Source organism: Paenibacillus thailandensis, assembly GCF_042685365.1.
In the GTDB taxonomy this organism is placed as follows: domain Bacteria; phylum Bacillota; class Bacilli; order Paenibacillales; family Paenibacillaceae; genus Paenibacillus_AP; species Paenibacillus_AP thailandensis.
The window spans coordinates 187,420-204,262 of the sequence record NZ_JBHUMY010000032.1; the positions used below are offsets into that span (position 1 = coordinate 187,420).

The window sequence follows — 16,843 nt, forward strand, 5'->3', positions numbered from 1 at the left end:
GCACCTCCGTTATCTGCCGGCGACGTACACGGGCCGTCCGGTCAATTCTTGTATTTCACGCTTGAACAGCGCTTCGTCACTGTTTGTATCGCTCAAGTGGATAAGCCAGATTTCCTGAACTTTGCTCATATCATTCGCCCGGATGAAATCCTTCAAGTTTTCCAAGCTGAAATGCGATCGAATCAACCGCTTCTTCATGGCGACCGGCACACGCCCGGCGGCAATGTTCTCGTCGAGAATACGCATGCTGTAATTGCATTCGATGAGCAAATGCGTGAGGCCGGTAAAGGTATGCCGGATGTACCAAGTATCCGTCGCGAAGAGCAGTTTGTCGCCAGCCTTGTTTGCCATCAGGAAGCCGAGCGGCTCCTCCACGTCGTGCTGTATGTCGAAGGGGAGTATGGTCCATGTACCGATCGTGAAAGGTTTGAGCGCTTCGATTGGCACCGCCCGGTGCCCGGCCAGACCGGCGGCATCGATCGTGCCTTGCGAGGTGTAAACGTCGATGCCGGCTTTCATGATGTCTTTGGCTGCCTTAACGTGATCACCGTGGCCGTGGGAGATCAGGCATGCTGCAATGCTGCTCATCCGGAACTGCAAGCCTCTCTGGATGTCTTTGAACCGAAGCCCTGCTTCGAGCAGTAGCACAGTCTCCCCGTCCGTTACCTTATAGCAGTTGCCCGCACTACTGGAGCCGAATGGCTTGATCTCGATCATTAGAAATCCGGCCCACCAGTTGGCGGCACCTGCGGCTCCTCAGCAGCCCTTTGTGTCGGCTCCGGTTGTGCTTCCGTTCCCTCAGCCTCGGCCGGCTCCTGATGCTGCGGCTGTTCATCAACCGTTTGAGCGGTAAATGAGACATCGATTGGCTCTCGGTTCGCATTCTCGGCAATTTCCGCCCGGGCCGCAGAATAGCTATCGTCCGTTGCTTCACTGTGCAGCATCTCGACAAAGGCGCTGCCGAAGTCTTTCGGGATTTTCTTGACGATGTTATTCCGGATCTTCCGGATGATCATCGACTCGCGGCTTTGAAACTCCGACCAAGCGGGGCTAATCCATTGCTGCAGTTCCACATCGTCGAGCGCGTTCAATCCGAGTTCGGCAGCTTTCTTCATGATCTGCGCCTTTTTCTCGGCGATTTTCTTTTTCTGTTCAGCTGTGGCTTTAAAACGGTCTTCGCAGATGCCGAAGGTTTCGTTCATCAGGTTGTTGTTAATGTGGGCGATGAGGTTTTTGACTACGTCGTCCCGCTCGCCGATGAAGTACTGGATGCTTTTGTCTTTGAAGATAATTGGGTATACGATGCGGACGACCGGTCCTTTGCCCCGGGGTGTCCATTTCGGCGGCGTCATCTCGAGGCCGTTGAACGTCGGATATTCAAAATCATCACCTTCCCGGACGGCCCAATAGGGGCGAACCTGCTCAACATTGCGGCCGAACCGGGAAAGGATTGCGTCGTTGCCGTCGCCCTCGATGCCCATCTCGATCTGCTTCTTCCAGACCTCCTTGTTGTCGACCTTCACTTTAACGTTTCGTACCTGGAAGAACACTTCCCGCGGACTGGCCGCCGCATTAAGCTTCAGGGCAGCGACGTTCAGAAGAATTGTCGTCAGGTTGTTCCGGTCGAGATTCGGGTCGCTCATTGTGATGCCCTTTGCATCCAGCGCTGCCGTAATCGAGGATAAAGCATTCATAACGCACTGCTTTGAATACTGGTCCATATTAATTCCGTTGCTGACAAGTTGGTTCTCGATCATGGGAAGGAAAGTGTCGTTCACCTTTGTAAGGCCAGTGGAGTAGGTTTGGTTGCTCAAAATAAAGTCGCCTCCTGATATTTGTTGTTTTGTTCGACGCGGAGCTTCTTGTCTGCCGCGCTGACTATAAGCCTGATCTGCTGGCTATCCGTCGGCAGCAGTTCCGTGACCGATTCAGCGTTGTCGATGAAGATCGGCGCCGTCGTCCCGTAATGCTCCGAAAGGGTATTGATGATGTCGAGACCGGCATTGATGCGAGCTGCATTGTTCAAGCCGCTGCTGTAAGCTACGAGGTTCGAGCCGTACAGCGTTTCGCAGCATTCCTGAACGCCGCCGTTAATTTGGGTTTCAAACAATTTAAAGCGGACGTGTTTGAATTTGCTGTTGATTCTCGATTCGAGAAGCGAGACCTTCGTCCGGATAAATTCCTCTGTGAGGAAGTTCTGTCGTTCAAGCTCCTCGTATTCTTTCGCAAGCTGCTTCTCCTGTTGTTTGAGCGTTGCAATCCGTTCTTTCCCGCTGCGCGCCTGGTCGAAGGCGATTTTGTTTCGTTCGAGCCGGTCGGCTTCCAGCCGTAGCTTAGAGAGTTCTTGCCGGACTTGTTCCAACGCACTAAGCGATGCTGACCGAAGGCCTACGATCTCTCTTTCGACACTCGTTTTCTCCTGCAACTTCGAGATGTATGCTGGATCCGTTTCAACGTCGACAAGTCCGGACTCCATCTTGTTCAGCTCTTCAGTCTCCGTTTGGAGCAGCACCTGCGTCTGATCGAGTTTCTCTTGCAATGCGGCTATTCTGTCGGCCAGTTTCTTGTTCTCAGCATTTCTTTCCTCACAAGCGGCCTTCGCTGCCCGACCCTTTGCATTGATCTCTTCCAGCCGCTCAGCCTTGCTTCGGTTGAATTGCACCAGCGCCTTCTCATGAGCCGCGGCAATGGCATCCGCGGGGAGCTGTTGCCCGCACGCAGGGCAAGTATCGGCGGAATGACTGATCTCGAATTGTTCTGCGTCTACTTCCTTCCATTGCGAGCGCAGCCGCTCCATTTCGGCCGTCTTCTCGGCAATTATTTGCTGATTTGTCGCACTCAAGCTTTTCAGCCGGCTGATTTCTCCCCCGAGGTCTGAGGCATCTCCCTTTATTCTGGAGACTTGACGGCGCTGCTCGTTTAATTTTTCAATCGTCCAGGCTTGGAGGTTATTTTTGATTTGAAGCAGTTCACCTTCGATCTCGCGGATGCGATTCTGCTTAACGGCAATCTCGCCGCCGGACTGGATCCGGTTCAGTTCTTCCTCTTTGCTTTGGATGCGGCCTTTCAACGCCTCGAGCTGCTCTTGATTCCTCTTTTCGTCGAATCCCCCGGTGTCCGGCATGGCGCGCTGCGCTTCGTCGACCCGCACCGGGATTTTCTTCAGCTCGTCATTAATGGCTTTCATTCTGGCCGAAATCATAGAGCGATGTCCGTGGAGCGTACGGTTGTCGAGGAGTTCCGGCAGTTCGGCCAGTTCCGGATTGCTGGCGATAACATCCGAATCCGATATATCACCGCATATCTCGAGCAGTATCGGTCTCCGCTTCTTCCAGTCCAGTTGCTCATTGAAGAATGTAGGACTGGTAAGGAGCTTGAATCGGTCTTCGTTGATGATTGAATCGATAAAACTTTTGTATTCGGCTTGCTTGACGGGCACGCCGTCGATGAAGTAATTGGTCTCGTGTCCGGTGAACTCGTCCGATGCGGAGCCACGCTTCTTTGTCCATTTCTCACGGAAAACTTTCTTTAACGTGTGCTGTCGGCCGTTAATCAAGAGAACGCCCTCGACTTCATGATCGAGCTTCGGGATCGGCGCCCCGGTTTCGTCCTGGGTCTTGATGGAGAAGTCCTTTTTGTTTTGGCTGTCCTTGTCGAACAGCAGCCAGTTCCAACCGTCAAAAAGCGTTGTCTTACCAGCAGCGTTGTCGCCGTAGACGTCGACGTTCTGACCATCCGCCTGCAGCGTGAAGTCGATAATGCCTTTGAAATAACGGAGGATAAGAGAAAGAAGTTCGATTCGGCTGTTCATTCCCGCACCTCCTACAGCTCCGCGAGCTCTTGCTCGAGTTGCTGGATTTCCAACCTAATTACCTCAACAACCGATTTGCAGATGGAGTTAACCACGCGCGGTTGTTGCATGGAATTGCCATTCCTGTATCCCCTAAGGGTCGCCCTTATATTTCCGTAGTGATCTTCGAATTGTACATAATTGGCGCCTACGATCTGCTCCGCAGCACGGCTCAGCTCGTCAATTTTCTTGACTATCTCCCGCGCCTTAGCTGCCCGTCCTTCCATGTATTCCAGCGTTTTTCTATCCATGGTTCTCCTCCTCATCATCCACGGCGATTGTTTGATAATCGATGACGACCGGCATGTTTTCGACTGAGCTTAAGATGTTGCCGTCTTCGTCCAGCAGCCAGTATTCGGAGAAAACTCTGCTTTCGGATACCGTACTCATGTTCTTGATTTCGTTCAATTCTGCCCCGTTTACCACGTCGCCGATCGTGTATTTCCGCTGCAAGTTCTGGCCGACGGTGATCGATTGAATGACCTGAGTTTTAGACATTTCGTGCTCTCCTCCCCGGCAAAAAGCCGATTTTGGCAAAGGATTTTATGGTTGAAATAGACGAATCAATTTCCAGTTCATACTCTCATGGGTTTAGTCCTACAAAAGGCACGCTGACTTTACCCGTAGTGACATCAAGTTCGATCACAACCGACATCTCGCCGATGACATTCGCCGACTTATCAGTATCCAGGGAAGCGTTGCAGTGCGGGCATTCGTCCAACTCCGCCTCTTCCCACTCAAAGAATACTTTGTTGCAGAGAAGGCATTCGCACTTATTGACGACCAAATCCATGCTTGTTCAACTCCTTCGCAGTATGAATCATTCCTCTAACTCTATAGGCGTCATCGTACGTTCAAAATCACAATCATCATTCGGACAAAGAGCTTTTCCGCCAAAGTAATCCAAGTCAGAGCCGCATTTCGGGCATTCGTGTTCGAGGGCTTTTTCTCCGTTCGGCGGTTTCGGAATTTCCATCCAGTGAGTAACCTCCGCATTTGGATAGATTATTGCGTTTTTGTGCCAGTTAAACGTGCCATTTGGAAACCTTATACCCGTGGACACAAATCGATACTTCGGGTGCGTATGTGCATCGACAAAGAGCAGTACAGTCTCCATCACTCTTGGTAGACGGTCTGTTACACTGATCCATTTCATGGTCGTATCTCCTTCGTTAACATCCATTTACTTACAACAATGGATTATGAAATTTTCGTTTCAACCCAATAATCCGAATAGCCAAAATAAATAGGCAATTAAAAAATCCAGCCTTGAACCTGTTCAATTTCTTGCATTTGCAGCTTCAGTTCTTGCCGCTTCCCCGCGTCCGGCTCGTCCAAAAATTGAGCGTAAAGAGCGAGGTATGATTGCTCAGCTTCGATTTGTTGCTGGGTCATGTTCATTCTCCTTCCTGTGCTGCTGCAGCTTCACGGATCAACCAAACGATGCCGACGACATAAAATCCGATCAGGATGCTTATGCCCAATCCCTCCAACCTCCCCGCTCCCAGCTCTCCACGAATTGGAGAAACGTTATCCCGTAGAGTTTTCGGAGTTGGAGCTCATTGAATAGATCGCCAAGGAAATCTATAAGCTCGTCCGGCATTGCGGCACCTCCGATCTGCCGAGCAGGTAATCGGTGCTGACGTTCAACACGTCTGCCAGCCGGGCAAGTTGGTCCAAATCAGGCTGCCGATAGGCTCGCTCGTAATGCGATATCGCGCCGCGGCATACGCCGGATTCGACGGATAGTTTGAGCTGTGACCAGCCGCGCTTGTGCCGCGCCTCCTTTAATCGAACCGGGAAAACCTCAGCGGCCGCCATGGAGAACCACCAGCCGATTCAGTTTCATCCGGTAGCGACAGTACTGCTTGTAGGCGTGAGCGCCAATTGCCGGCATGCAGTCCGCCGCGGCGCGTTCCTCGAGTTGCAGGTAATACATGCAGATGTTGCGGAGGAGTTGGATATGGTCCATAATCAGGTATCCTCCTTGAGGTAACTCTGGTATTTAGCGCTGATGCGCTTTAACATGCGGCTAATTTGCACCTGAGTTACTCCGATCTGTCTGGAGACGGATTGCTGATTCATTCCGTTTAATCGAAGATTAACGATTTGTTTCTCTCGATTATCCAAAGACTCGACAAACATCTGGAGGTCGAACTGCGAGGTGTCGTCCTCAACGGGGATGGTATCTTTAAGCGTTACCGGCCTCCCTTCGTCTTGGAGCATCACGTAATCAAGTGACAATACCTTCGGACTCAATTTTTTGGTAGCTTGCGATCCTTTGAAAGGCCTGTTATCTCTTCGGTAATTGTTGATTTTCCCGAGGATGCACGGCACCGCGTAAGTTGAAAAAGCGAGTCCTAAACTTGGATCAAACCTCCGAATGGCGTCCAACAAACCAATACATCCAACCTGAAACAAGTCTTCATATTCGAATCTCGATTGCAAATGCTTATGTTTGTTTAAAACGAAGTGAACAAGGTGGAAATGTTCTTCAATACGGCTTTCGTCGGGTTTATGAGCGACTGCTTCCATCTTCATGCCTCCTTTGGCCGCGCCGCCAGCAGCAACCTGAATGTTTCCCGGCCCTTCGGCGTCACAAGTGTTTGATTATCTGCCTTGCCGTTCCGCTCCCATTCCTTCAGTTCGAACAACGCCGGCACATGCTGAGCATATGGCTTCAGCTTCCCTTTGGCATCCCGGTACACATAACTCTTGTCGAGCAGCCAGCCGATGAAGTCACGTTCCTTGACCTGGAGCTCCTTCGCCGTATCGCGGAAGTTTGTAAGCAGGTTGCGATCGACCAGTGCATCGAAGTAGTCGGCTTTCGGCTGCATGATAGCGATCTTCTCGTTTGCTTTACGGACCGCTTCGAGTGTGGCTTTAAACATGAGTTTGGTCTGGTCGTCCGCATGCGTCAGGTAGGTCGAGATGAATAGGTCATCATTCGCGACATAGCCGCCGGTCTTCCGGATCGTCGGAAGGACTACGCTCGTTACCCATTTGCGGAAGGCCCGAGCTTCAGGTTTACGGCTTTCCAAGATAACGTCGTAGAGCCCGTCTTCGTTGATGATCGTGGTTTCTTGCTGGCGGCCTAGGGCGTCCGGGATGGGGTAAGTTGAACTTACATCATCGCTCAGTCGTTCTTTAACCATCCGGGGATTCGAAAGTTCTAGCACATCGCATACATCTTTCAGGACGAACCAAGGTAGACCGCCCTTCTCAACCGTTCGGACCTGAGCACCGTTAAAGTTGAATATTTGGGTCATAGACTTGCCCCTCTTAAGACTTAAGTTTGTTAATGCAACCGCCGCATACGTGCTTGCCGGCGAGTGTCTTTTTGATCTCAACACTGCCGCAGATGAAGCAACCTGGAGAGTATTTTCGAAGCATAATCTGGTCGCCGTTAACGAAGATTTCTAGCGGATCATTTTCTTCAATGCCGAGAGAATGGCGCAACTCTTTTGGAACAACTACACGACCGAGAGAATCAACCTTACGAACGATACCCGTGGATTTCATCATTGTTATTAGCTCCTTATCGGACGACAATTTTGCAGTCGATATTAGATTATGTGAATTAAATTCACCTTTTGGGCGATAAAAAAGACAACCATACGAACATACCTTCTCTTGTGTGATTTTAATTGTCATATTATAATCATCTTGACCAAACAACCAGTAATTAGCACTATTTCCGTATCGGCTAAATATGGAAATAGCAGGATGAACGAGAGTTCCTTCATCGCTCCTTCCATTTTTATTTTGTGAAGAAGTTATAAGTGGGAGCTCTATTTTGGTATAGCTTGTCTTCGTTACCTCCTTTCTGCTCCGTGTTAAGATAATACCACGGTAACCAAATTCACGCAATACCTAAAATGACAATTTAATTCACATTTTTTTGAGATAGGATGTGTTGTTAATGAGCGATACATTGGGAAAGCGGATAAGAAACTTTCGGAAAAAGCGTAATCTAAGCCAGGATGAACTTGCTGATCTGATCGGAAAGACTCGATCGAACGTTAGCTCCTACGAGACAGATCGATCAGCCCCGCCAAGTGATGTCCTCGCTAAACTAGCCGAGATATTCGGGACATCGACTGATTATCTGCTCGGGAAGACGCAAAGTTCTTTGCCAGCTGACGCAAAGGATCGGTTTGTAGATTCGTTAGACCTCGGTAACGATGATATGCTTGAGAAGTTTGATCTTATTCTGGATGGTAAAGTCTTAGATAAAGAACAGTTCAAGATGGCTGTTGCTTTTCTTCGAACTCTTCAACAACAGGCCCGTAAATAATGCTTCGGAGCTCTTCAAGCTTCTCCGAAGCGTTTATTTTTGCTAAAATTTCCTTTACGTCGACCTGTTCTTTACTCATATTGCTTGGCTCCTTTCAAAATTGAATAATGATGGAGGTCACTGAATGGCACTCGAGCGCGGGGAGTGCCGGTTGCGTGAAAAGAGATTAGCGGCCAAAATGACTCAGCAGGAGTTGTCCGATAAAATTTTCAAAAATTTCGGGCTCGAAGTCTCAGCTCAAATGATTGGGCATATCGAGAATAATCGCAAAGGGATGAACGTCCTTCTTCTGAGAGCTTGTGCGAGAATTTTCAAATGCCATATGGACGACTTCTATACATGGCCTATTACCTAAACACGTTAACCGCAGAGCGGATGTTCGCTCTGTCTCCCCGCCACCGACCCTACCTGACGGTAGGATTCGGTTTGCGAAAGACCCATTCCCATGACCGACTTCCTATAATTGTATTATTGTGGATGGCTTGGCATTTGTAAATAAGATTTCGCAATCGTGAAATATGTCGAAAAAAGCCCCTAATCTTCGACAAGATCAGGGGCTTTAAGACTATATGAAATTCAGCTTTGGATTCAAGGACTGAAGTACTTTTACGAATTCGTCGAATGTCGCGCCTGAAGCGATCGGGCATTTTTTCGAGTTCTTGGTTACGATATTTTCGAAATAAACATTCTTCCTGAACTTATCCAAGAGTTGGACGTTATCCAGGTTGACCAGAATGTCCCGGAAGGAATATTTAAAGTTGTATCCTGTGCTATTCAAAGCTGTTTCCCAATATTTGATGGTCCCATTCATATAGCCGACATCATCCAGAGTATGTACTGCTACCACTTTCTTTGCAGAAATACCCTCGAGGTAAATCATTTTCTCTATAGGCATTAAATATAGACCTGACTCCCCCGCCACATCTTTAGCAACTGGCAGAGCTTCAACCATTCTCCCCACCTACTTCAACAGTTCTTCGGGTGTTTCCGGCTGATGAACATAGAGAAAACTTGCTGCAGAAACAACGGCGAATGCAGCAACACTCAACACCGAAGCCAGCTTATACATCATCATCTTTTTCACTTTGAATTCACCTCCTTTCGCGGAATGATTAGCGATAAGGACTGAACCAGAAAGGCGATAGAAGTCATTTTTGATTCGATTACAAAATTACTCGAAACGAGTAGAACGGAAACCAATTTAAGCAAAGGATAGTATTTTGGAGGGATCCGCGTCTGGTTTTCGATTCCTGAAGGTGCGTACAAAAGAACTATTACTATGCTGATCGACGTTATAATTAAGGTGTACATATCTGGATACGTTACAAAGGACAGAACTGTTGCAGTTGATACTGTTGCTAAAACGCACATGGTTCCGGATTTAAGGTGGATTCCACCCGAGACTTGTCTCAGCAAAGCGAATGCAAAGAGGAGGGTAGCGACCTGACCAGTTTTCCCGGTAAATATCGAAAGCAGGAGCGACAGGAAAATTATAAAGCCGGCATTTAAGATAAAAGATAGTGCATATTTAAGCCTTGCTATTGAAGCAGGATGTTCTGGCACGACATTCTTTATACCGACGGCTAAACTATAGGCTAATTTATCAATCATTTATTTTGTTGTCTCCTTCTTGTACGCGTAGTATAAGAAAATTAACGCGGCAATGAAGAAAAATATAATATGAATGACTGCATTGTTCACAAGTAGTATGTATCCAAAAGTCATTAATATTCCGATAGTCAATAAAGTAACTAAGAGCCTTTCATATTTACACTTCAGTTTGTTGTTCAAATCTTGAATGAATCCGAGTCTAAGAAAATTCAAGATGCTGGCAATGGCAAAATCAAAAATGGCTGTTAATGTTTGCAACAAATACCCTTTATACGGTACTGTTTGAACCTCTGAAATGGATAGATAGTCATTCGGTGTTACCCCAACTATGACGCTCTGGATCGTAGCAAAAACGAAGAAACCCACAACGGAAACGATTAAAGAAGCGAATATCGGCATCTTAATAATTGCTGTGAGCAAAAGGACAAATAAGAGAACTTGAATAACTGGTACAACATTCGATAGTGAAAATTCTTCCCTGAGAAAATAGCTTTGTAAATTCATAATTGTGATGATTATCAACGACGGGCCTACATGCCGGAAAAATTTGTAGCAAAAAATCTTGAGCATCAAGGCCAGGATCCCAAGGCCTTCAATTGTTGAAAACACCATGAAGCCAATGAATTCTACCCAGTTCCACTCCACATTAAACTCTCCCTCTCTCTCCCGGTTCTCTCCCGGTAATCCGAATCATACCCTCTCGGGTCACTAGCCAAACCTTACCGGATTTTCGAGCTTCATCTGGTTGGAATTTCCCCCGGTTACACCATTGCGTAACTGTGTTCTCTGATAGTCCCCATACCTCTGCCGCTTCTCGAGAGGAGAGGACCGAGTCAATAAGGGAATACCCTTTTTTAATGTCTCTAGTCATAAATCGCCATCTCCTTTTAAGAGGGCCGCTGTATTGTTTGCAATACAAATATACCACGGCCCTGTATTGTTTGCAATACAAAATTAAAATTTCTTCACCTGCCTTAAAGTGTCGAACATATAGTTTACATCGCTTCCGCAGCCGATTACTAGAAACTTAATTCCCTATTTCGCCCTCTTGATAAGATCGTCTACACTCCCCTGCATGACCCGGAAAGCCCGCTGCCCGACCGTGTACCGGCCCGCGCCGACAATCCAGACGTACGGGAACACCTTCTTTCCGGCTGGTTGCCACGCCGCTCGCTCCCACTCCCCGCTGAGAAAATACTTCTCGTACCGATTGAGCTTTTCGGTCATCTGCTTTTCGCTATACACGCTTCGCTGGATTTCGACGTACCACGGCGCGCCCTTCCAGATCGCAAAGACATCCGGCTCCGGAAGGCCTTTCCCGCCGAGCTTCGGTTCCACCTCAAACGCTCGGGGCGGCTCATGTCGGCGTAGCTCCCGGTAAAACTCAGCTATCGAGAGGAAGTGCCCGATCTTAGCGGAGTCCTTTTTAATGCCCGGGACCGGGAAGTAAACGTATTTGCGCCGCTCCTTGCTGCAGTTGATTAGCCCCTCCCGCCGTAGCCGCAGCAGCACATCATTGGCCGCTTTAATCGGCTCTTTCAGCCCGGCGAAGTGGAGTTCCGCCACATCATCCCGCGTGAGGCAGCGGAAACGCTCCAGGTCGGCAATTATCACTTTATCTCTTGGTGTCAAAACGGCAACACCCCAAACTCAATATCGTCGTCTCCCGGCTCCTCGGCGGCCTCTAGGAGCGTTGGGTAGCTGTTCCCGCTGTTATCACCCTCGCCGACCGCCTGCGGCCGCTTATGTGGCTCGAGCAGTGCTTTTGCACGGGGGATATCGAGGTAAGGTCCCTGCACATACCGCCAGCCGTCGAGTTTAAACACCGCGCGCCCCTTCTGGCTCTGCTTGATATCCGCCGCTTCCCCGCTGCCGATCGTAATCCGGCTGTTGATCTCGTCGGAGTGGCGGAAGGCCAGCCGGACCGTCAGGTTATTCTTCAGCTTGCCGTCAAGCACGTCGGCGTCCGGCCGCTGCATGGAGAGGATGAGGAAAACGCCCAGCGCCCGACCGATTGCGCTTATCTCTTCGATGCTGTCCATGAGGTCCTTTTCCTTCTTCAGCAGCGCGACCTCATCGATCGCCAGCACGATGTACGGCGGCCGCTGCAGCTCCGGGAGGTCGTTGATATTTGCTAGCCCCTCTTTATCGAGCAGATCGCCGCGGCGCCGCATCTCCTTCCGGATCCGGAGCGTGGTCTTATGCAGCTCGTGCGCTTCAATCATGACCTGGTCGGCATTGTCCCGGAACAAGTGGAACTCGGAGCGCTTCAGGTCCGCGCAGAAGAGCTGCAGCCGGCCGGCGCACGTCTTAAGCATCGTGGTCAGGATAGAGCGAAGCGCGACCGACTTCCCGCTGCCGGTTTCGCCGGCAATAAGCAAATGCGGGTGCTCCGTCATGTCGTAGAACTCATCGCCGTGACGGCTCCGGCCGACGTAAATCGGCAGCCGCAAGCCCTCCACGCGCGCGCCGATCGTCTCGAAGTCGTAATCGTACTGCACAACGTCCAGATTGTAGGCGGTCAGGGTAAACGTCTTTGCGGTTCCGGCCAGATCGACGTGCTCGCCGAAGGCCTGCTGAAAGAGCCATTCCTTCTTGCGGACCGCGGCCGGATCGAGGCCATCCGGAAGGGTGAACACGACCTGCAGGCAATCTTGGTATATGCTCACCCGGTTAATCAGCGGGAACTTCAAGATTTCCTTTCCTTTGCGACCCTTGAGCTTTTTGCAGAGCTCCCCGTCTTGAAACAGCTTCCGCACCTTCCGGCGGATAGCCGGCTCCGGCATGGTCCGCCACGTCGTCCACACGACGTAGGAGCTCGCTGCGATACCGGCCAGCTTGGCGGCCGCCAGGATACTGATGGCCATCTATGACATCTCCTTTCTACCAGAGCAAATAATCCGGATATGACCCCGGAAATTACTGCGGTATCAATACCTCGGTAATACAAGCCAAAACGCTGAAAAGAACAGCAAATCAAAATTTGTTTAAATGATTCGGAGACGTTAGTCAACGAAGAAATTTAGAAGGGTATGAGCAAGATCGCCGGAAACGCGAGCGGAGAATAAATGGCAAGCATAGGCACCCAGCGCCCCGGCGATGCCGACGAGCGTCCAGCCGGCAAGGTCGATGATGTAAACCTTCATGATGTCTTTGCCTCCTTCAAGAGCTTCGAGCCTTTTGCAACGATGCGATAAGACCGCGGCCGGTCGGTCATGATTTTATAGGCAATCCAGCTTCCGATCACATAATAGCGGTAAGCCGGGAATGCGATGTATGTTGTGACTGCCGCGGCGGCCAGCAGGATTTTGACGGGTTTCATTTCGAACAACTCTCCTTTCAGATGTACACCCCGAAAAACGCCGCTGCGTGTCGAAGCCCTTCCCACCAAAAGTCGAGCGCGACATACGCGCAGCTGACCCAAGACGCAATCTTAACGAACATCACCTTATTGCCGTGGCCGTTTTCCTCCATCAGCATTGCGACAAATTCACTGCCGATCGCGATGCCGGCAACCTTAAAAGCCGGAGCCAATACGCCCATTTCCATAATCGATCATCCTCCTCAAATGAACCCCACAGGGTTGAAGTCTTCCATCAAATCTACCGCCGGCGCCTGCGTGATCGGCCGGGACGGGGCCGCGCCGCCTTCCATATCCCGCTGAATCAACCGTTTCAGGTATCCGGACCGGTTTGTGCGGCTGGTAAGCCATTCATGCATCCGCGCCTGGTCCGGGTCCAGAATGTTGAAGCAGACCGGCACCTTTCGAATGTCTTTAGCCATAAAACTTCCTCGCGATCATGTAGAATGCCCGGACGTTGGCCGTCACCGGATCCGGAATGACCTCCGCCGCCGGAAAATACTGCTGCAGGAAGCCCAGTAACGCCTCCGCTCCGCCGCCGCAGAGATAAACCCTATCATCCCTCTTCCAACCCCCTGCGATCGCCTTGCGGGCAATCTGACGGGCAAATGCGAGCGGTCCGGCCGCGCGTAGCGTCTCAAGCCCCTTCGACAGCGTGAAACTGCCCAAATCGTTAAACTGCCGGTCGATCAGCGTGCCGAAATTGACCGTCCCGCTGCCGATGTCGAGAACGCGAACCACGCCGCCCCCGGGCACCAGCAAGCCGGCAGAGACGCCCTCCGCCGCCACCTCGCAACGCTGAATGACGATGATGCGCCGCTGGCCGTTGACCGTAATGTCGTGCCGCGCCTGCAGCATTTGCTTGATTGCCCCCTTCTCCCCGGGCGTGTGCGTTTTGATTGGCTGGCCCACAATGATCTGCGGCGCCGGAGCCGTGCAAAACTGGTGTAATGCAAGCAATACACGCAGCAGGGCCTCCGGATGGGCTTTGGTGTCGCCTTTCTGGCTGTCCGCGCAGTCACTCTCCCGCTGCGCCAGCGTGCCGGCGAAGCCGCGCTCGCCGTTATACGTCCATTCGAAGTCGTATGGGCCGTTGCTCTCCATGTTCCGCTCCCGCCAGTCGTAGCTGATCGTCGAAGGGAACTGCCGGAGCTGCACGCCGTCATAGACCTTTGTCGTCGAGCCACCGGCGTCGATCGCTACAATGCTGCTCATGATGTCATCGCCTCCTGTCGTCACCCGTGGCGCCACCGAGGGCTGTTGAAGCCTGTCGGTTAACCACTGGTTATGTCACTAGCCTATGGCGACGGCTTGGGCAAGTTTCCTAACTCTCCGAGTTGGGCTTGTATATTTTTTGATAGATTCGTCCACCCTTTTAAGAGTTAGGAATATCGGACGAGGGTGAACGCGTATGTTTGGATTGGGAAAGCCAAGAAGTAAATTCGGGAAGTTCGTGGATTCAAATGGAATTTCGCACGGGGAGTTGGTGAAGCAAAGCGGAGTAAGCAAAGACACAGTTACAAAAGCTTGCAGCGACGATAATTATCCGTTGAGGGAAATAACGATGAACGCACTGGTGACTGCCGTAAGAAGGATTACGGGAAAGCTAGTGTACAAAGACGATTTTTGGACAATCGACAAATAGTAACAAGATTCGCGGAAGTGCTGTAGTAGAATGGTCATAATTCTATCATTGGGGAGGAAAATAGGTTGAAGAAAAAGATAATTGCTGCCGGGGTTGTCGCTTCACTTATGTTGGTTTCGGCTGGGATCGGTGCTTACGCGGCCACCAAAATGACGCTTGTCGTTAATGGCACCGTTGCTAAAGTAGATCCCAAAGTAATCGATGGAACAACTTACATTCCGGTCCGTGCCGCCGCAGAATTGCTGGGGGCAACAGTCGGTTATGACAATAAAACCAATACTGTCACGATTACGAGCAAAGGGGCATCGGATTCAACAACCCCTAGCGCCACGACGAATTCCAAAAGCTCACCTGCAGCGATCGGCGCGAAAGTGACTTATAAAGTGGAGGATATTCTCGATAATTATACTGCGGAGATTAAAGTAGAAAGTGCTACTCGCGGGGCATTGGCGTGGGAATTAATCAAAGGGGCAAACCAGTTCAATGAAGCGGCACCAGACGGATACGAATATTTACTCGCCAAGATTTCTTTTAAGGTCGTAAGTAACGAGAAGGCCGACGCATCTGTACATGTAGGACCGTCAAGTTTCAACTTGGTTTCTTCATCAGGCAAGGAGTATGATTCTGCATCTGTCGTAGAACCGGAGCCAGCGCTTGATACTAACTTATACGCTGGTGCATCGGCAACAGGATGGGTTGCTTTCCTGGTTGAAAAGACTGATAAAGCTCCATTAATTTCATTCGGTACGAAATACGACGGAACTGGCGGTGCATGGTTTAAAACTTCTTAAACAAAAAAAGCCCCGCAAGCCAACAGGCCGCGGGGCTTCGTCGTTAAATCAATCCTTTTCGATGCATGACGGTTAAAACGCGATAAAAGTCATAGCTCCCACCGTCGACCGTGTCTATAATGCCGGCATTCTTGGCCGCCACGACGGCGCTTTCTGCCCAACTTGGCATCTTCATCGACGCTTTAGACTCCAAGGCCTCGACCTTGGTCGCTAGAACTTTGTTTTCGGTGATTACTGAATCAAGCAGCGCTCTTTCCTCTTTAGTCATGGGTTGATCCTCCTCTTCGGGTTTATCGAATATCCAATACTGCCCGGCCTCTTTCCGGAATACCGATTCCTTGGCCGTCACCTTGCCGTCATTGCGGACGCCCTGATCGACCAGCCCGTCGGCGCCGTACTTCGTATTGTCGTGGTTCGGGTCGAGTACATCGATCCAGTTGACGCCGTCACTTTGGTTTACATCAACCAGCAGAATGAAGTGGCCGCCGCCGGTAAAGTGCCCCGGCCGCATTGATGCGACCACCAGTTTCCCCGCCGCGAGCGCAACGAGCACCTGGTCGAGGCTCCCCGTCTGAATGACTTCAAGGCCGTACTGCTTGGCGATGCTGGCGAAGAAGCCCCATGCCGTGCCGCTGTTAGCCGTCCGGTATCCGTTTGCGACGGCGTAGGCGGCGGCCGCTGGCGGGAGGAGTTCTTTGCCGGTCAGCGAGCTGATCGCCATGGCCGCACATGTCGGGCCGCATGCAGACGTGCCGATCGTCTGCGTCTTGTCGTTCCGGATGGAGTACAGGATGTTCTTCCACCGCGGGTCCTCTTGGCTGTAATAAACCAGGCTCATTGTTGTTCTCCCACGGCGGCGGCCGCTTGCTGCTTAGCCTTGTTGTAATCCTGAACCGCCTTCTCGACGGCCGCTTGAATCTCCAACAGGCTTAATTCGATCCCATAACCTTTAGTACGCTCATTTACATAATCGATAGCCGCCTCCAGCTTTTGCGGTCCGCCACCGGAGATGTATGCCGACTCAGCAAGCGCCGACGCTTCTTGTGCCAGCCGGTGCAATATCTCCCGCTGTTGGACCGTAGTGCGCGCCTCGAGCCAAGTCGATACCTTCCCTTTCAGAACGGCAACAGCACCCAGTACGGCGGCCACCAGCACGCCGATTACAGCTTGAACGATCGTCTCCACATACGGTTGAATCAATTCCATCATCACAAAATCATCCTTTCAAATTTGATTAGTTTGTGAACTTCCAAATAAGACCGACGGCGGAAATAAATAAACCGATCGC

30 protein-coding genes are annotated in these 16,843 nt (G+C 50.7%); 3 read left to right on the forward strand and 27 right to left on the reverse strand.

All coding sequences use genetic code 11. The annotated features are described in order from the left end of the window. Positions 1–9: 9 nt before the first annotated feature. The 13 genes from ACFSW5_RS21550 to ACFSW5_RS21610 form a co-directional block, all read right to left on the reverse strand. Complete coding sequence (locus tag ACFSW5_RS21550) at positions 10–717, reverse strand: MBL fold metallo-hydrolase (RefSeq protein WP_379277750.1); 708 nt, start codon at positions 715–717, stop codon at positions 10–12. Beyond that, positions 717–1,814: a hypothetical protein gene (locus ACFSW5_RS21555; RefSeq protein ID WP_379277752.1), complete on the reverse strand. Its 1,098-nt coding sequence runs from the start codon at positions 1,812–1,814 to the stop codon at positions 717–719. Before ACFSW5_RS21555 ends, ACFSW5_RS21550 begins: the two co-directional genes overlap by 1 nt. Further along, complete coding sequence (locus ACFSW5_RS21560) at positions 1,811–3,811, reverse strand: AAA family ATPase (RefSeq protein ID WP_379277754.1); 2,001 nt, start codon at positions 3,809–3,811, stop codon at positions 1,811–1,813. The genes ACFSW5_RS21555 and ACFSW5_RS21560 overlap by 4 nt, the downstream gene beginning before the upstream one ends. Before the next feature lie 11 nt (positions 3,812–3,822). Continuing rightward, positions 3,823–4,101 (reverse strand): hypothetical protein, encoded by a 279-nt coding sequence (locus ACFSW5_RS21565; RefSeq protein WP_379277756.1) that lies wholly within the window; start codon positions 4,099–4,101, stop codon positions 3,823–3,825. Next, positions 4,094–4,348, reverse strand: coding sequence for a hypothetical protein (locus tag ACFSW5_RS21570; RefSeq protein WP_379277758.1), 255 nt, complete (start codon positions 4,346–4,348; stop codon positions 4,094–4,096). The genes ACFSW5_RS21565 and ACFSW5_RS21570 overlap by 8 nt, the downstream gene beginning before the upstream one ends. Positions 4,349–4,433: 85 nt before the next feature. Then, a complete protein-coding gene (locus ACFSW5_RS21575; protein WP_379277760.1) occupies positions 4,434–4,643 on the reverse strand; it encodes a hypothetical protein in 210 nt (69 codons plus the stop codon). 27 nt (positions 4,644–4,670) lie between these two features. Further along, positions 4,671–5,006 (reverse strand): DUF551 domain-containing protein, encoded by a 336-nt coding sequence (locus ACFSW5_RS21580; RefSeq protein ID WP_379277762.1) that lies wholly within the window; start codon positions 5,004–5,006, stop codon positions 4,671–4,673. A gap of 98 nt (positions 5,007–5,104) precedes the next feature. Beyond that, positions 5,105–5,245 carry a hypothetical protein gene (locus tag ACFSW5_RS21585; RefSeq protein WP_379277764.1) on the reverse strand — a complete coding sequence of 47 codons (141 nt, stop codon included), beginning with the start codon at positions 5,243–5,245 and terminating at the stop codon, positions 5,105–5,107. A gap of 189 nt (positions 5,246–5,434) precedes the next feature. Continuing rightward, entirely contained in the window at positions 5,435–5,671 is a 237-nt protein-coding gene (locus ACFSW5_RS21590) for a helix-turn-helix domain-containing protein (protein ID WP_379277766.1), read from the reverse strand. Beyond that, entirely contained in the window at positions 5,658–5,822 is a 165-nt protein-coding gene (locus ACFSW5_RS21595) for a hypothetical protein (RefSeq protein ID WP_379277768.1), read from the reverse strand. Before ACFSW5_RS21595 ends, ACFSW5_RS21590 begins: the two co-directional genes overlap by 14 nt. A gap of 2 nt (positions 5,823–5,824) precedes the next feature. Further along, complete coding sequence (locus ACFSW5_RS21600; RefSeq protein ID WP_379277771.1) at positions 5,825–6,385, reverse strand: sigma-70 family RNA polymerase sigma factor; 561 nt, start codon at positions 6,383–6,385, stop codon at positions 5,825–5,827. A 2-nt stretch (positions 6,386–6,387) separates the two neighbouring features. Further along, the gene (locus ACFSW5_RS21605) at positions 6,388–7,119 is read right to left on the reverse strand and encodes a BRO family protein (protein ID WP_379277774.1); all 732 of its coding nucleotides are present in this window, start codon (positions 7,117–7,119) and stop codon (positions 6,388–6,390) included. A gap of 13 nt (positions 7,120–7,132) precedes the next feature. Beyond that, positions 7,133–7,375: an AbrB/MazE/SpoVT family DNA-binding domain-containing protein gene (locus ACFSW5_RS21610; protein WP_379277776.1), complete on the reverse strand. Its 243-nt coding sequence runs from the start codon at positions 7,373–7,375 to the stop codon at positions 7,133–7,135. A gap of 397 nt (positions 7,376–7,772) precedes the next feature. Here ACFSW5_RS21610 and ACFSW5_RS21615 point away from each other — a divergent pair, with 397 nt between their 5' ends. Beyond that, positions 7,773–8,147, forward strand: a complete 375-nt coding sequence (locus ACFSW5_RS21615; protein WP_379277779.1) for a helix-turn-helix domain-containing protein — start codon at positions 7,773–7,775, stop codon at positions 8,145–8,147. A gap of 124 nt (positions 8,148–8,271) precedes the next feature. Beyond that, a complete protein-coding gene (locus ACFSW5_RS21620; protein ID WP_379277781.1) occupies positions 8,272–8,502 on the forward strand; it encodes a helix-turn-helix transcriptional regulator in 231 nt (76 codons plus the stop codon). A 210-nt stretch (positions 8,503–8,712) separates the two neighbouring features. Here ACFSW5_RS21620 and ACFSW5_RS21625 read toward each other — a convergent pair whose 3' ends face one another. The 12 genes from ACFSW5_RS21625 to ACFSW5_RS21680 form a co-directional block, all read right to left on the reverse strand. Then, on the reverse strand, positions 8,713–9,099 hold the full coding sequence (locus ACFSW5_RS21625; RefSeq protein WP_379277783.1) for a LytTR family transcriptional regulator DNA-binding domain-containing protein: 387 nt from the start codon (positions 9,097–9,099) through the stop codon (positions 8,713–8,715). Positions 9,100–9,108: 9 nt separating this feature from the next. Then, the gene (locus ACFSW5_RS21630; protein ID WP_379277836.1) at positions 9,109–9,222 is read right to left on the reverse strand and encodes an AgrD family cyclic lactone autoinducer peptide; all 114 of its coding nucleotides are present in this window, start codon (positions 9,220–9,222) and stop codon (positions 9,109–9,111) included. 5 nt (positions 9,223–9,227) lie between these two features. Further along, the gene (locus tag ACFSW5_RS21635) at positions 9,228–9,758 is read right to left on the reverse strand and encodes an accessory gene regulator B family protein (protein ID WP_379277787.1); all 531 of its coding nucleotides are present in this window, start codon (positions 9,756–9,758) and stop codon (positions 9,228–9,230) included. Then, complete coding sequence (locus tag ACFSW5_RS21640) at positions 9,759–10,403, reverse strand: hypothetical protein (protein WP_379277789.1); 645 nt, start codon at positions 10,401–10,403, stop codon at positions 9,759–9,761. A gap of 1 nt (position 10,404) precedes the next feature. Continuing rightward, positions 10,405–10,629, reverse strand: coding sequence for a helix-turn-helix domain-containing protein (locus ACFSW5_RS21645; RefSeq protein WP_379277791.1), 225 nt, complete (start codon positions 10,627–10,629; stop codon positions 10,405–10,407). A 164-nt stretch (positions 10,630–10,793) separates the two neighbouring features. After that, the gene (locus ACFSW5_RS21650) at positions 10,794–11,390 is read right to left on the reverse strand and encodes a replication-relaxation family protein (protein WP_379277794.1); all 597 of its coding nucleotides are present in this window, start codon (positions 11,388–11,390) and stop codon (positions 10,794–10,796) included. Continuing rightward, positions 11,387–12,625 carry an FtsK/SpoIIIE domain-containing protein gene (locus tag ACFSW5_RS21655; RefSeq protein WP_379277796.1) on the reverse strand — a complete coding sequence of 413 codons (1,239 nt, stop codon included), beginning with the start codon at positions 12,623–12,625 and terminating at the stop codon, positions 11,387–11,389. Before ACFSW5_RS21655 ends, ACFSW5_RS21650 begins: the two co-directional genes overlap by 4 nt. A gap of 138 nt (positions 12,626–12,763) precedes the next feature. Then, positions 12,764–12,904: a hypothetical protein gene (locus ACFSW5_RS21660; RefSeq protein ID WP_379277798.1), complete on the reverse strand. Its 141-nt coding sequence runs from the start codon at positions 12,902–12,904 to the stop codon at positions 12,764–12,766. Next, positions 12,901–13,080, reverse strand: a complete 180-nt coding sequence (locus ACFSW5_RS21665) for a hypothetical protein (protein WP_379277800.1) — start codon at positions 13,078–13,080, stop codon at positions 12,901–12,903. The genes ACFSW5_RS21660 and ACFSW5_RS21665 overlap by 4 nt, the downstream gene beginning before the upstream one ends. Positions 13,081–13,097: 17 nt before the next feature. Then, on the reverse strand, positions 13,098–13,307 hold the full coding sequence (locus ACFSW5_RS21670) for a hypothetical protein (RefSeq protein ID WP_379277802.1): 210 nt from the start codon (positions 13,305–13,307) through the stop codon (positions 13,098–13,100). A 15-nt stretch (positions 13,308–13,322) separates the two neighbouring features. Beyond that, positions 13,323–13,541: a hypothetical protein gene (locus ACFSW5_RS21675; RefSeq protein WP_379277804.1), complete on the reverse strand. Its 219-nt coding sequence runs from the start codon at positions 13,539–13,541 to the stop codon at positions 13,323–13,325. Further along, complete coding sequence (locus ACFSW5_RS21680; protein ID WP_379277807.1) at positions 13,534–14,334, reverse strand: ParM/StbA family protein; 801 nt, start codon at positions 14,332–14,334, stop codon at positions 13,534–13,536. Before ACFSW5_RS21680 ends, ACFSW5_RS21675 begins: the two co-directional genes overlap by 8 nt. Before the next feature lie 495 nt (positions 14,335–14,829). On the opposite strand from ACFSW5_RS21680, the gene ACFSW5_RS21685 reads away from it, so the two are divergent. Next, positions 14,830–15,555 (forward strand): stalk domain-containing protein, encoded by a 726-nt coding sequence (locus ACFSW5_RS21685; protein ID WP_379277810.1) that lies wholly within the window; start codon positions 14,830–14,832, stop codon positions 15,553–15,555. Between the two features lie 43 nt (positions 15,556–15,598). Here the strand turns inward: ACFSW5_RS21685 and ACFSW5_RS21690 are convergent, their stop codons facing one another. After that, on the reverse strand, positions 15,599–16,393 hold the full coding sequence (locus ACFSW5_RS21690; protein WP_379277812.1) for a C39 family peptidase: 795 nt from the start codon (positions 16,391–16,393) through the stop codon (positions 15,599–15,601). Next, positions 16,390–16,764 (reverse strand): phage holin, encoded by a 375-nt coding sequence (locus tag ACFSW5_RS21695; RefSeq protein ID WP_379277814.1) that lies wholly within the window; start codon positions 16,762–16,764, stop codon positions 16,390–16,392. Before ACFSW5_RS21695 ends, ACFSW5_RS21690 begins: the two co-directional genes overlap by 4 nt. Between the last annotated feature and the right edge of the window lie 79 nt (positions 16,765–16,843).

Coding starts and splice junctions, on each gene's coding strand:
- ACFSW5_RS21550 (WP_379277750.1), bottom strand. CDS start 717: ATGATCGAGATCAAGCCATTCGGCTCCAGTAGTGCGGGCAACTGCTAT.
- ACFSW5_RS21560 (WP_379277754.1), bottom strand. CDS start 3,811: ATGAACAGCCGAATCGAACTTCTTTCTCTTATCCTCCGTTATTTCAAA.
- ACFSW5_RS21565 (WP_379277756.1), bottom strand. CDS start 4,101: ATGGATAGAAAAACGCTGGAATACATGGAAGGACGGGCAGCTAAGGCG.
- ACFSW5_RS21570 (WP_379277758.1), bottom strand. CDS start 4,348: ATGTCTAAAACTCAGGTCATTCAATCGATCACCGTCGGCCAGAACTTG.
- ACFSW5_RS21575 (WP_379277760.1), bottom strand. CDS start 4,643: ATGGATTTGGTCGTCAATAAGTGCGAATGCCTTCTCTGCAACAAAGTA.
- ACFSW5_RS21580 (WP_379277762.1), bottom strand. CDS start 5,006: ATGAAATGGATCAGTGTAACAGACCGTCTACCAAGAGTGATGGAGACT.
- ACFSW5_RS21585 (WP_379277764.1), bottom strand. CDS start 5,245: ATGACCCAGCAACAAATCGAAGCTGAGCAATCATACCTCGCTCTTTAC.
- ACFSW5_RS21590 (WP_379277766.1), bottom strand. CDS start 5,671: ATGGCGGCCGCTGAGGTTTTCCCGGTTCGATTAAAGGAGGCGCGGCAC.
- ACFSW5_RS21595 (WP_379277768.1), bottom strand. CDS start 5,822: ATGGACCATATCCAACTCCTCCGCAACATCTGCATGTATTACCTGCAA.
- ACFSW5_RS21600 (WP_379277771.1), bottom strand. CDS start 6,385: ATGGAAGCAGTCGCTCATAAACCCGACGAAAGCCGTATTGAAGAACAT.
- ACFSW5_RS21605 (WP_379277774.1), bottom strand. CDS start 7,119: ATGACCCAAATATTCAACTTTAACGGTGCTCAGGTCCGAACGGTTGAG.
- ACFSW5_RS21610 (WP_379277776.1), bottom strand. CDS start 7,375: ATGATGAAATCCACGGGTATCGTTCGTAAGGTTGATTCTCTCGGTCGT.
- ACFSW5_RS21615 (WP_379277779.1), top strand. CDS start 7,773: ATGAGCGATACATTGGGAAAGCGGATAAGAAACTTTCGGAAAAAGCGT.
- ACFSW5_RS21620 (WP_379277781.1), top strand. CDS start 8,272: ATGGCACTCGAGCGCGGGGAGTGCCGGTTGCGTGAAAAGAGATTAGCG.
- ACFSW5_RS21625 (WP_379277783.1), bottom strand. CDS start 9,099: ATGGTTGAAGCTCTGCCAGTTGCTAAAGATGTGGCGGGGGAGTCAGGT.
- ACFSW5_RS21630 (WP_379277836.1), bottom strand. CDS start 9,222: ATGATGATGTATAAGCTGGCTTCGGTGTTGAGTGTTGCTGCATTCGCC.
- ACFSW5_RS21635 (WP_379277787.1), bottom strand. CDS start 9,758: ATGATTGATAAATTAGCCTATAGTTTAGCCGTCGGTATAAAGAATGTC.
- ACFSW5_RS21645 (WP_379277791.1), bottom strand. CDS start 10,629: ATGACTAGAGACATTAAAAAAGGGTATTCCCTTATTGACTCGGTCCTC.
- ACFSW5_RS21655 (WP_379277796.1), bottom strand. CDS start 12,625: ATGGCCATCAGTATCCTGGCGGCCGCCAAGCTGGCCGGTATCGCAGCG.
- ACFSW5_RS21660 (WP_379277798.1), bottom strand. CDS start 12,904: ATGAAGGTTTACATCATCGACCTTGCCGGCTGGACGCTCGTCGGCATC.
- ACFSW5_RS21665 (WP_379277800.1), bottom strand. CDS start 13,080: ATGAAACCCGTCAAAATCCTGCTGGCCGCCGCGGCAGTCACAACATAC.
- ACFSW5_RS21670 (WP_379277802.1), bottom strand. CDS start 13,307: ATGGAAATGGGCGTATTGGCTCCGGCTTTTAAGGTTGCCGGCATCGCG.
- ACFSW5_RS21675 (WP_379277804.1), bottom strand. CDS start 13,541: ATGGCTAAAGACATTCGAAAGGTGCCGGTCTGCTTCAACATTCTGGAC.
- ACFSW5_RS21680 (WP_379277807.1), bottom strand. CDS start 14,334: ATGAGCAGCATTGTAGCGATCGACGCCGGTGGCTCGACGACAAAGGTC.
- ACFSW5_RS21690 (WP_379277812.1), bottom strand. CDS start 16,393: ATGAGCCTGGTTTATTACAGCCAAGAGGACCCGCGGTGGAAGAACATC.
- ACFSW5_RS21695 (WP_379277814.1), bottom strand. CDS start 16,764: ATGATGGAATTGATTCAACCGTATGTGGAGACGATCGTTCAAGCTGTA.